Consider the following 12,203-nt stretch of genomic DNA (forward strand, 5'->3'; position numbering starts at 1 on the left):
GTTCCGGGGCTCACTATGCGAGAGGAAACAATCAGTAACATCCTCCGCCATAACGCAAACTGCTGGGGGAGGAGGCGGGAGGAGGAGAAACGCGGGCTGACGCCGCGGCGCGCGCGCTGCCGCGCTTTTTTGTGATCGCTAACGCAGACCCAATGGATTTTTTACCGCGTTAGCGCCCGCTTCAGGGGCTTTTTGCCAGCGCGATCACAGCGACGGCGTCAGGGGCGTAGAGCGGAGGAGGATGAGATGCCGGTGTGGATACGCACAATGATGCCGACAGAGCATTCACCACTTCCGCTAACAGGATGGATTTATGACGATGAAAACCGGAGCAAGAATTCTGGCCCTTTCGGCCCTCTCTGCTGTGCTCTTTTCAGCCAGCGCGATGGCAAAAATTGAGGAAGGTAAACTGGTCATCTGGATTAACGGTGACAAGGGCTACAACGGCCTGGCCGAAGTGGGTAAGAAATTTGAGAAGGAGACCGGCATTAAAGTCACGGTCGAACATCCTGACAAAATGGAAGAGAAGTATCCACAGGTCGCGGCAACCGGCGATGGCCCGGACATTATCTTCTGGGCGCATGACCGTTTTGGCGGCTACGCGCAGTCGGGCCTGCTGGCGGAAGTGACGCCGGATGCCAGCTTCCGCGAGAAGATCGTTCCGTTCACATGGGACGCGGTGCGCTTCGACGGCAAGCTGATTGGTTATCCGATTTCGGTTGAAGCGCTGTCACTGATTTACAACAAAAAACTGCTGCCGAACCCGCCAAAAACCTGGGAAGAGATGGCGGGTCTTGACAAGCAACTGCGCGCCAAAGGCAAAAGCGCCATCATGTTTAACCTGCAGGAGCCCTACTTCACCTGGCCACTGCTGGCCGCTGGCGGGGCTTACGCCTTTAAACTCACCGACGGACATTACGACGTGAAAGATGTCGGCGTCGACAACGCCGGGGCGAAAGCGGGCATGCAGTTCCTGGTCGATCAGGTCAAAGCCAAAACCCTGAATGCCGACACCGATTACTCCATTGCTGAAGCCGCCTTTAACAAAGGCGAAACCGCCATGACCGTTAATGGTCCATGGGCCTGGGGCAACCTCGACAAGAGCGGCATCGACTATGGCGTCACTGAACTGCCCACGCTGAACGGCAAGCCCTCGAAAGCCTTTGTCGGCGTGCTGAGCGCCGGGATCAACGCCGCCAGTCCTAACAAAGAGCTGGCGAAAGAGTTCCTGGAGAACTATCTGCTGACCGATTCCGGACTGGAAATGGTTAACAAAGACAAGCCGCTGGGTGCCGTGGCGCTGAAATCTTACCAGCAGACGCTGGAGAAAGATCCGCGTATCGCCGCCACCATGAGCAACGCTAAACAGGGCGACATCATGCCGAATATCCCGCAGATGGCGGCATTCTGGTATGCGATGCGCACCGCCACCCTGAACGCGCTGGGCGGTCGACAGAGCGTTGACGCCGCACTGAAAGACGCCCAGGCCCGTCTGAAGAAGTAATACCTCCCTGCCGGGGTCATCCCCGGCTTGAGTGACCGTTAAGGAAAACCGCATCATGTCAGGAAAACCGAAAACGCGCAGTCTGCTGCTGAAAAGCGTTCTCATCGGGATCTGCTGTCTGCTGGTCGGCTATCTGCTGGTGCTGATGTACGCGCAGGGCGAATATCTGTTTGCGCTGCTGACGCTGATCCTCAGTGCGACCGGGCTGTGGATTTTTGCTAATCGTCGCGCCTATGCGTGGCGTTATGTCTATCCCGGCGTGGCCGGAATGGCGCTGTTTGTGCTGTTCCCTCTCGCCTGCACCATCGCTATTGCCTTTACAAACTACAGCAGCACCAACCAGCTCACCTTTGAGCGGGCGCAGCAGGTGCTGCTGGGCCGCACCTTCCAGTCGGGTGACACAGTCAGTTTTTCACTATTCCCGGCTGGCGATCGCTGGCAGCTGGTGCTGAACGATGGCAAAGCAGACTTTGTCTCGCCGCCGTTTCAGTTTGGCCCGGAACAGACGCTGAAAATGGCCCCCGCGAAGCCTCCCGCTGGCGAACGGGCGACCTTAAGAGTGATCACCACTAACCGTCAGGCGCTGAGCCAGATCCGCGCTGAACTGCCGGATGGCCGTCAGCTGCGGATGAGTTCACTGCGTCAGTTCTCCGGCACCCAGCCACTCTATCGGGTGGGCGCGCAGGACGAGCTGATTAACCAGCAGAGCGGCACGCATTATCGGGCTAATCCGCAGACCGGCTTCTATCAGGCCATGAACGCGGACAATAACTGGGACAACGAAACCTTAAGCCCTGGTTTCACCGTGAATACCGGCTGGAAAAACTTTGTGCGGGTCTTTACCGACGAAGGGATTCAGAAGCCGTTCCTGGCGATATTTGGCTGGACGCTGCTCTTCTCGCTGATCACCGTGGTGCTGACCGTGGCTGTGGGGATGGTACTGGCCTGTCTGGTGCAGTGGGAAGCATTGCGCGGCAAAGCGGTCTATCGCGTGATGCTGATTCTGCCCTATGCCGTGCCGGCGTTTATCTCGATTCTGATTTTCAAAGGGCTGTTTAACCAGAGTTTTGGTGAGATCAACGTGATGCTCAGCGCGTTGTTTGGTGTGAAGCCCGCCTGGTTCAGCGATCCGACGCTGGCGCGCACCATGCTGATTATCGTCAATACCTGGCTCGGCTATCCCTACATGATGATCCTCTGCATGGGGCTGCTGAAAGCGATTCCCGACGATCTCTATGAAGCCTCGGCGATGGACGGTGCAGGGCCGCTACAGAACTTCTTCCTGATTACACTGCCGCTACTGCTGAAGCCACTGATGCCGCTGATGATTGCCAGCTTTGCCTTCAACTTTAATAACTTTGTGCTGGTGCAGTTGCTGACCAACGGTGGGCCGGATCGCCTCGGTACTACCACACCAGCCGGTTATACCGATTTGCTGGTGAACTACACCTGGCGTATCGCCTTTGAAGGCGGCGGCGGGCAGGACTTTGGTCTGGCAGCGGCGATTGCCACGCTGATCTTCCTGCTGGTAGGTGCGCTGGCGGTGATTAACCTGAAAGCCTCGCGGATGAAATTCGATTAATAGCCTGATGGACCAGGCGCTAAGGAGTTGTTATGGCTATGGTACAACCCAAATCACAACGGCTGCGTCTGTTCACCACGCATCTGCTGCTGCTGTTATTTATCGCGGCGATTCTCTTCCCGCTGCTGATGGTGATCGCGATTTCCCTGCGTGCCGGTAACTTCGCTACCGGCAGCCTGATCCCGGACCAGATCTCCTGGGAGCACTGGCGGCTGGCGCTGGGCTTTAGCGTTGAACATGCGGATGGAAGCGTCACTCCGCCGCCCTTCCCGGTGCTGCTGTGGTTATGGAACTCGATCAAGATTGCGGCGATCAGTGCGCTGGGCATTGTGGCGCTTTCTACCACCTGCGCCTATGCGTTTGCGCGCATGCGCTTCACCGGTCGAGCCAGCCTGCTAAAGGGGATGCTGATTTTCCAGATGTTCCCGGCGGTACTGTCGCTGGTGGCGCTCTATGCGCTGTTTGATCGCCTCGGCCAGTATCTGCCCTTTATCGGGCTGAATACCCACGGTGGCGTGATCTTCGCCTATATGGGGGGTATCGCGCTGCATGTCTGGACGATTAAAGGCTATTTTGAAACGATCGACGGTTCACTGGAAGAGGCCGCCGCGCTGGATGGCGCAACACCGTGGCAGGCATTCCGGCTGGTGCTGCTGCCGCTGTCGGTGCCGATTCTGGCGGTGGTGTTTATTCTGGCGTTTATCGCTGCGGTGACAGAAGTGCCGGTTGCGTCGCTGCTGCTGCGCGACGTGAACAGCTACACCCTGGCAGTCGGGATGCAGCAGTATCTTAATCCGCAGAACTATTTATGGGGAGATTTTGCCGCTGCCGCGGTGCTCTCCGCGATTCCGATTACCCTGGTGTTCCTGCTGGCTCAGCGCTGGCTGGTGAGCGGTTTAACTGCGGGCGGGGTGAAAGGCTAAACGATCATCATTGTACGTTGCCACTGCTTACACAACGCCTGTTGTGGTTGAATGATTCGGCGGCCTGCGGGCCGCCTTTTTTATGCTACGCCGATCCCGACGCACGATTGCCTGCCACCACCGCCACGACCATGGCCGTTATCGCCTGCTCTCCTTCCGGCTGACCGACATCGCCGCGTGCCACCGCACCTGCGATGGCATCCGCGCCGCCCAGCAAACCCCACATACCGGCTTCGGGAATCCCGTTGCTGCCAGCGAACGGCGCAAACCAGCGCTGACAGCGAGCGATATAGTCGAGCTGATAGTGCCGTTTGACAGTAGCCAGCTCCGGTGAGGTGCTGAGCGCTGAAATCAGTTCAGGTATTTCGCGGCCCTCGGTCATCACACAATCGACGTAGCAGGCGGCGAGTATCTCCGCTTTTTGTTGCAGCTGCATTGGTGCGGCATTCATCGCCGCTTCCATGAGGTCGCTCTGGCGGCGATCAAAATCGTCATACAACGCCGCCAGCAGCCCATGACGGGTGGTGAAATGGTCATACACCACCGGTTTACTGACCCCCGCCGCTTCCCCGACCCGCGCCAGGGTCAGCGCCTCGCTGCCTTCGGTTTGCATTATCTGCCACGCGACGTCCAACAACTGCCTGCGTCGGGCCTCGCGTGACAGACGCTTACGGGGTGCTTTTTCAACGGTCATGTTATTCCTGATGGGCGAACACACGCTGACCCAGTTGCTGCGCCAGCCGATAGTGCGACTCAGGATAACCTTCATCGCCGCTCAGCAACAGCTCGCTGGTCACCACCGGCGCACCACAAAAATCAAAGATGCCGTTATCAATCTGATTTCGCATACTGGCGAAATAGCCGCGTCGCAGAAAAGTGCGGGTTTCCGCCGCGCCAATCGCCACCAGATGAACGGGTAGGTGGCCGAGGCGTTTAACCAGCTGGCCATCCTCCTCATCAAAAGCCCAACCCGCAATAAAGACCCGGTCGATCCAGCCTTTGAGCTGTGCCGGGAATGACCACCAGTAAACCGGATAGACCAGCACCAGCGCATCGGCGCGATCCAGCCGCTGCTGTTCGGCCAGTACATCGGGCGTCGCCACCCCCTGCCCGTTGAAAAGCTGGTGATCGCTAAGCGTGAAACGGGGATCAAACCCTTCAGCCGCCAGATCGGCCTTTTCAGCCGTATGGTAGCCTGTCGCGATAATGCCCTGCGCCAGCTGGTCCGCTACGCGGTGGGTATGCGCATCCTGATTGGGATGGGAAGTTACTATTAATGCATGCATCGTCATCACCTTACCTTGTCAGCCATTAAGCTACTAAAGGTAAGTTACTATTGGTAGGTTATCAAGCCGTAACGACTGCTGAATTTGCGGACCGCATTTACTGTTCAGGCGCACCGGTCGCCAGAAAGGCCTGCTCAAGCAGATGAGAGTCGAACGTAAAAGGAAGATGCGCCAGGCTGGCCGAAGGAAAGCGGATCTGCTGCGCAATCTGCCGGACTCTGTCGGCATTGATTGCCGCGGGCAGCGTCAGGGGCGAATGAAAACGGCGTAACAACGCCAACAGTTCAGGTTCGACCTGCTTGCCCTGCTGTTCAATCCAGGACTGAATCAGCAGGCTGAAACCGACTTTTTCGCCATGCAGCCAGTGATGCAGTTCAGGCTGATGAGTGAGACGATCGTGGATAACATGGGCAAAGCCGGGGGTCGCCATCGCATCCTGAATACTGTTTGCCAGTCCCGCCAGCACAATATTGGCTTCAATCACTTTCTCCAGCGCCGGCGTAACCTGCTGATTGATGTTATCGGCCACAGCCGTTTCGCCCCACTGTTTCAGCACCGTCACCGCCTGCCAGGCGGCAGCAACTTTGAGATCCAGCGCCATCCGGTGCGGCGTCTGTCGCTGATAAGGCTCAAATTCAAACCATTTCGCCAGCGCATCGACAATACCGGACCGCAGAAAGCGCACATCGCTTCGGGCGATCACTTCGCTATCCACCAGAATCCATTCCGGCATGGCGTTGAGCGGCTGACTGCGCAGATGACCGCCCTGTTCGTTATAGATAATCGCCAGCGGAGACCAGGCGGCACAGGTGGCGGCCAGCGTGGCGAAGTTCACCAGCCGGACATCCGGCAGGGCATCGTTGATTGCTTTGGCACAATCCAGCACCCGCCCGCCACCGACGGCCAGAATCAGGGTGGCTCCGTGCGTCTGCACCTGATGTTGCAGGGCAGCAATCGCCGCATCGGAACACTCACCGGTCAGCATGTCGAGTTGCCAGCGGATACCCGCCTGTTCCAGGCTGATGCTCATCGCCGGATTCACCGCCTGCCAGGCGTGCGGCGACGTGAGAATATGAATATGCGAGGCCAGCGGCCGGATAATCTCACCCACTTCAGACCGCAGTCCTGGCCGTTGCAGATAGCCTTTCGGCGACATCACACGAAACATCGTTACTCCTTAACGACGATAAGCCAGCGAGCGCACCAGCCGGTCGCCGAGTTTCTGGATTAACATCACCAGCGCCAGCAACACCACAATGGTGGCCGCCATGATCTGGTTATCGAAGCGCTGATAGCCGTAGCGAATCGCCAGATCCCCCAGCCCGCCGCCACCGACCACGCCCGCCATCGCCGAGAAGCCAATCAGCATCACAATGGTCAGGGTAATTCCGGCCACCAGCGCGGGCAGCGCTTCCGGCAACAGCACCCGGCTGACGATATGCCACAGCGTGCCGCCCATCGAGACTACCGCTTCAATCCGGCCGCGATCGACCTCATCCAGCGCGTTCTCGACGATACGGGCAAAGAAGGGAAATGCGCCCAGGGTAATCGGCACAATCGCGGCGGTACTGCCCAGCGTGGTACCGACCAGAAGACGGGTAAAGGGAATCAATGCAATCAGCAGCACCACAAACGGCAATGCGCGTCCGGTGTTCACCAGCGTATTCAGCAGCAGGGAAATCGCGCGATTTGGCAGAATACCTTTCGGCCGGGTCAGAAACAGCAGCACGCCGACCGGCAAGCCTATCGCGACGGTGAAAAGGGCCGCCAGCAACACCATATAGAGGGTTTCGCCCGTGGCGTTCAGCAGCAGTTCCTGAAACCGGTCACGACTCATGCTACGCATCGTGTTAATGCCTCACGCTGATATTTTTCGATAAACGCCCGATCGGCTTCGCCATCCTTCAGCAGCATTTTGCGCAGGCGGCCTTCTTCACGTCCCATGATCTGGCTCAGAGTGCCGCTTTCGACCAGCTGGCCATTTTCCAGCAGCGCCGCACCGTCACAGATGCGCTTTACCACTGCCATTTCATGGGTGATCAACACGATGGTGATATTGAGCTGCTGCTGAATATCGGCAAGCAGATCGAGAATCGAGGTGGTGGTTTCGGGGTCCAGCGCGCTGGTCGCCTCATCGCACAACAGATAACGGGGTCGGGCGGCCAGCGCACGGGCGATGCCGACGCGCTGTTTCTGTCCACCGGAGAGCTGTGACGGCCAGGCGTCCGCAAAAGACTCCAGCCCCACCAGCTTCAGCAATTCGGCTACCCGCTGACGGCGCTCCGCTGCTCGCACCCCGGCAATCTCCAGCGCCAGATCGACGTTGTCATGCACGTTGCGCGAGTGCAGCAGATTAAAGTGCTGGAAGATCATCCCCATCTGCTGTCGTTGCTGGCGCAGTTGCGCCAGGCTCATCGCGGCAATATCCTGCCCGTCAATCTCGATCCGCCCACTGGAGGGACTCTCCAGCCGGTTCAGGCAGCGCAGCAGCGTGCTTTTACCTGCCCCGCTCCGACCCAGGATACCAAAGATGGAGCCCTCTTCGATGGTGAGCGAGATGTCGTCTAACGCTGGCGCAAAGGCGCCAGCGTAATGTTTGCTGAGATGGCTGATTTTAATCATGCTGCTGGTCCGCGACCGGAATCACAGAGCCCTGATAATTTTTACGGATAAACTCCGCCACCTGAGGCGAGCGCAGATCTTTCGCCAGCTGTAACACGCGCGGATCTTTCGCCAGTTCAGGCGTCGTCACCAGCAGGTTGGCGTATGGGTTATGCGCCGCCGACTCCAGACCCAGCGCATCTTTCGCTGGCGTCAGCCCGGCTTCCAGCGCGTAGTTACCATTAATGACGGCGGCATCTACGTCATCCAGCGAGCGAGGCAACTGGGGCGATTCAATCTCGACGATTTTAATTTTCTTCGGATTTTCGCTGATATCTTTCGGCGTCACCAGCGTCGAACCCGCTTCGCCCTTGGCACTCAGTTTGATCACCCCCTTGTCCTGCAACAGCCACAGCGCACGGCTCAGGTTGGTGGTGTTATTCGGTACAGCAATACTGGCGCCCTCTGGCAACGCCGCCAGCGATTTCACCTTGCGCGAGTAGATCCCCAGCGGCTCAATGTGCACGCTGGCGACCACCGCAAAGGTTTTCCCCAGCGCTTTCTCCTGATCTTTTAAGTAGGGCAGATGCTGGAAGTAGTTGGCGTCAACGTCCCCGGATGCCAGCAGTTCATTGGCATTCACGCCGCCGCTCAGCTCAACAATTTTGATATCCAGTTTTGGATCCAGGGTTTTGACATACTCAAGGATTTCCGCGTGCGGCAAGGGATCCGCCGCCACGCGCAGCGGTGCCGCCTGTAAGCTTTGAGCAATCAGCAGTGAAAGACCGGCAAGAACCAGAAAGCGCTTTTTAATCATCATCATTTATCTCTTATCGTTATTAGTGGGTGTTGTGTTCAGGGTAGAAACGCTGGGCGACCTCCGGATGCGAACGCAACCGGCCCTTGAGGTAGTTCCAGCCGACTTCGCGCAGCAGTGGATTAAGCGGATCGCTGCTCGGTCCCTGTGCCTTTTCAGCCAGCTGCGGTGGAAGTTGGTAGATTGGCACGACGGCGTCGAGTTGTGCGCCAAGGAAGAAGGCGATGGATAAGCGCTCATTGTTCTGCTGCGGTGACACCACGCGATGCACCGTGGCGCGCAGATAACCGTTGGTCGCCAGCTCCAGCAGTTCGCCAATGTTCACCACGAATGCACCCGGCAGCGGCGAGGCATCGATCCAGTTGTCCGGGGTCACTTCAACCTGCAAACCCGGCTGGTCGTCCTGCAATAACATGGTCAGGAAACCCGAATCTTTATGCGCACCCACACCCTGACGTGATTCGCCCTCGGTGCGGCCCGGATAGCGAATCAGTTTGATGTGTTCGTTGGGATAGTCGCCGTAGAGGTTGTCGAAAGCGTTGCGCGGCAGGTTCAGTGCTTCCGCAAAGGCGCGCAGCAGTTCCAGCGCGACTGCCGTCATCTGCTGCTGCCAGCGGGTGACCACGGTCTGCAGTTCAGGTAAGGTTTCCGGCCACTGATTCGGCCCCTGCATCCGCTGCCAGGTGGGTGAATCGGCGGTCACGGGCAGGGCTTCCCGTTCCGCACCAATATCAAACTGCTCGCGATAATCGGGCTGGCTTCGCGTTATTTCCACGCCCGCCAGGTTGTAGCCGCGAAAATGCGGCGAGTTAGCCATCGCCACCGCAGATTTATCCGCCTGCGGCAGGCCAAAGAATTTCCGGGCGACGTGCTGAACCTCATCTAATAATTGACGGTCGATGCCGTGATTAATTAAATAGAAGAAACCGACATCACGCGCGGCCTGGCTTAATTTTTCCAGAACCTGTTGCTGCTGCTGTGGATTACCTGACAATAATGCGAAATCAATGACCGGCAATTCTGCTGGGGTTAACGCGCTCATGGTAGACACTCTGTTGGCATGGAATAGCGTTACAGTGCCATTGCAGTTATGCGTTAACTACCAACTAATCCTGCTATGGATATGCAGCGGATGGGAATATCCCACCACATCGCGGCTCTCCCACCCGCAGATTACTCTGCGTTCCAGCGAACAAACGCTGGCGGTGACCACGCGGTAATCTCCGGCAACCTCTCCTGATAAAGCGCGATCTCCACAAAACAGGTCTGTGCGCTACACCCCTGGCCCAGCCTGGAACTGCCAGTATCCTGCGTCAGCACATTGGGATTGCCGTGCTTATCCAGCGGCAACCCTTCCCGCTGATCGAGCGGGTCATACCAGGCCCCCGTCGACATCTGCACCACCCCTGGCAGGATATCCTGCGTCAGATGCACACCCGCCAGCAACGCGCCGCGATCGTTAAACACTTTCACGATGCTGTTCTCCTCAATGCCGCGCGCAGCCGCATCCTCCGGATGCATCCACAGCGGCTCACGCCCGGCAATTTTAGTGGCCCGACTGACGCGACCATGATCGTACTGGCTATGCAGCCGGGTTCGCGGCTGGCTGGAGAGCAGATGCAACGGCCACCGCTGCTTCTCCTCCTGCTGCTCCTGATATTCTTCCGGATACCAGAAGGCAAAGCCGGGCGCTTCTTCATAGCCAAAGTCAGCCACCTGCTGAGAAAAGAGTTCGATTTTTCCTGATGGCGTGCTGAGCGGTGCTGCCTCCGGGTTATCGCGAAATGCTTTGAGCAGGATCTGCGGCGTGTCAGGCGCGGGATATTCCACCACGCCCTGTGACCAGAAGGTCTCAAAGGGCGGCAGTTCAATGCCCTGCTCCGCTGCACGTGGCCGGGAGTCTTCGTAGATGGCTTCAAGCCACTGGCACTCATCGCGCCCCTGGGTAAAGGCGTCAGCAAAACCGAGCCGCTGCGCCAGAGCAGTAAAGATCGCGTAATCCGATTTTGCAGCACCAAATGGCGGCAGATGCTGCGGCATGGCGATAATGAAGCCGTCGTTGCTGGCGCTGCCGATATCCTCGCGCTCCAGCGAGGTGGTGGCGGGCAGCACGATATCGGCAAATTTGGCCTGCGCCGTCCAGAACTGCTCGTGCACAATCACGGTATCCGGCTGCTGCCAGGCGCGTATCAGCTTGTTGATATCCTGATGATGATGGAAGACATTGCCGCCCGCCCAGTAGACCAGCCGGATGTCGGGATAGGTTCGCTGTTGCCCGTCAAACTCATAATGGCCGCCGGGATTGAGCAACATGTCGGCAATGCGTGCGACCGGGATGGTCTGCTGCACCGGTTTATGGCCGGCCGGCAGTCTCGGGCCGGAGAATTGACGCCGGGCGGCTCCGGCCAGATTGGTTGACGCGTATCCAAACCCCAGTCCGCCGCCGGGCGTGCCAATCTGGCCCAGCAGTGCGGTGGTCGCGACCGTGGCCCAGAACGCCTGCTCGCCCTGCCGCGCCCGTTGCACTGACCAGGCAATATTGATCATCGTTTTGTGAGTCGCCATCTGTCGGGCAAGCGTCCGGATCTGATCGGCTGCAAGCCCGGTCAGCGGAGCGGCCCATTCTGGCGTTTTCGTGATGCCATCATGCTCACCCTGTAGATAAGCCGCATAGGTTTCAAAACCCACGGTATAACGCGCCACAAAGGACGCGTTATAAAGGGATTCCGCTATTAATACCTGCCCGATGGCCAGCAACAGCGCCGTATCGGAGCCGGGCTTTATCGCCAGCCACTCCGCATCCGCTACCCCAGCCAGATCGTTCCTGACCGGGCTGATATTGATAAACCGGGTGCCATTTTGCCGCAGCGTAGTCAGCCAGTGCGCCAGCGCATGATCGTTCGCGCCGCCGCCATTGACCTGCGCATTGCGCAGCGGCAATCCGCCAATCGCCACAAAGAGTTCGCAATGTTCTGCCAGCACCGGCCAGTGAGTATGGTGACGTTGTAACTCATCCAGATTACCGATGATGTGCGGCAGCGTCCGTTCACCGGCGGCGATGCTGTAAGTATTGGTACTGGCAGTGTAGCCACCCTAGTAGTTAAAGAAGCGGTGAAGCTGGCTCTGGGCATGATGGAAACGTCCGGCGCTGGACCAGCCATACGAACCGGCATAAATCGCCTTATTACCGTGCTCTGCTTTGATCCGCGCAAGTTCTTCCGCCACCAGTTGCAACGCCACCTCCCAGCTCACCTCGACAAACGGCTCTTTGCCGCGTCCGCTGCGTGAAGCGCTTCTGTTCTGCAGATAACCCAGCCTGACAGCCGGATTTCTGACGCGGGTTTCGCTTTGCACCGCGCCTGGCAAAGATTGCCCGATGGCAGAGGGATTGCGATCCCACGCCACCGGCCTGACCGACGTCAGCGTATCGCCGTCGATGGTGACGTGATAGGTGCCCCAGTGCATCACGGCTAAATCATTCTTTTTCATG

The 12,203-nt window shown here is 58.2% G+C and carries 10 protein-coding genes and 1 pseudogene; 3 read left to right on the forward strand and 8 right to left on the reverse strand.

Going from position 1 to position 12,203, the window contains the following annotated elements; translation table 11 throughout:
• The first annotated feature begins 313 nt into the window (after nucleotides 1-313).
• The 3 genes from malE to malG are packed head-to-tail and all read left to right on the forward strand — an operon-like array spanning nucleotide 314 to nucleotide 4,009.
• A complete protein-coding gene (gene malE, locus ACN1CO_RS15435; protein WP_419139698.1) occupies nucleotides 314-1,504 on the forward strand; it encodes a maltose/maltodextrin ABC transporter substrate-binding protein MalE in 1,191 nt (396 codons plus the stop codon).
• Between the two features lie 55 nt (nucleotides 1,505-1,559).
• Entirely contained in the window at nucleotides 1,560-3,086 is a 1,527-nt protein-coding gene (malF, locus tag ACN1CO_RS15440) for a maltose ABC transporter permease MalF (RefSeq protein ID WP_419139699.1), read from the forward strand.
• Nucleotides 3,087-3,118: 32 nt separating this feature from the next.
• On the forward strand, nucleotides 3,119-4,009 hold the full coding sequence (gene malG / locus ACN1CO_RS15445) for a maltose ABC transporter permease MalG (RefSeq protein WP_419139700.1): 891 nt from the start codon (nucleotides 3,119-3,121) through the stop codon (nucleotides 4,007-4,009).
• 85 nt (nucleotides 4,010-4,094) lie between these two features.
• Here malG and ACN1CO_RS15450 read toward each other — a convergent pair whose 3' ends face one another.
• The 8 genes and pseudogenes from ACN1CO_RS15450 to ACN1CO_RS15485 form a co-directional block, all read right to left on the reverse strand.
• Nucleotides 4,095-4,703 (reverse strand): TetR/AcrR family transcriptional regulator, encoded by a 609-nt coding sequence (locus ACN1CO_RS15450; protein WP_419139701.1) that lies wholly within the window; start codon nucleotides 4,701-4,703, stop codon nucleotides 4,095-4,097.
• Nucleotide 4,704: 1 nt separating this feature from the next.
• A complete protein-coding gene (locus tag ACN1CO_RS15455; protein ID WP_419139702.1) occupies nucleotides 4,705-5,295 on the reverse strand; it encodes an NAD(P)H-dependent oxidoreductase in 591 nt (196 codons plus the stop codon).
• Nucleotides 5,296-5,392: 97 nt separating this feature from the next.
• A complete protein-coding gene (locus ACN1CO_RS15460) occupies nucleotides 5,393-6,463 on the reverse strand; it encodes an iron-containing alcohol dehydrogenase family protein (protein ID WP_419139703.1) in 1,071 nt (356 codons plus the stop codon).
• A 9-nt stretch (nucleotides 6,464-6,472) separates the two neighbouring features.
• Nucleotides 6,473-7,141 (reverse strand): methionine ABC transporter permease, encoded by a 669-nt coding sequence (locus tag ACN1CO_RS15465; protein WP_419139704.1) that lies wholly within the window; start codon nucleotides 7,139-7,141, stop codon nucleotides 6,473-6,475.
• Nucleotides 7,129-7,917 (reverse strand): methionine ABC transporter ATP-binding protein, encoded by a 789-nt coding sequence (locus ACN1CO_RS15470; protein WP_419139705.1) that lies wholly within the window; start codon nucleotides 7,915-7,917, stop codon nucleotides 7,129-7,131. Before ACN1CO_RS15470 ends, ACN1CO_RS15465 begins: the two co-directional genes overlap by 13 nt.
• Nucleotides 7,910-8,713, reverse strand: a complete 804-nt coding sequence (locus tag ACN1CO_RS15475; RefSeq protein WP_419139985.1) for a MetQ/NlpA family ABC transporter substrate-binding protein — start codon at nucleotides 8,711-8,713, stop codon at nucleotides 7,910-7,912. Before ACN1CO_RS15475 ends, ACN1CO_RS15470 begins: the two co-directional genes overlap by 8 nt.
• A 22-nt stretch (nucleotides 8,714-8,735) precedes the next feature.
• Nucleotides 8,736-9,755 (reverse strand): isopenicillin N synthase family dioxygenase, encoded by a 1,020-nt coding sequence (locus tag ACN1CO_RS15480; protein ID WP_419139706.1) that lies wholly within the window; start codon nucleotides 9,753-9,755, stop codon nucleotides 8,736-8,738.
• A gap of 131 nt (nucleotides 9,756-9,886) precedes the next feature.
• Nucleotides 9,887-12,202, reverse strand: a pseudogene (locus tag ACN1CO_RS15485) (molybdopterin-dependent oxidoreductase).
• Nucleotide 12,203 lies beyond the last annotated feature (1 nt).

Source organism: Pantoea sp. R13S299 (assembly GCF_048515925.1).
Taxonomy (GTDB): Bacteria; Pseudomonadota; Gammaproteobacteria; order Enterobacterales; family Enterobacteriaceae; genus Pantoea.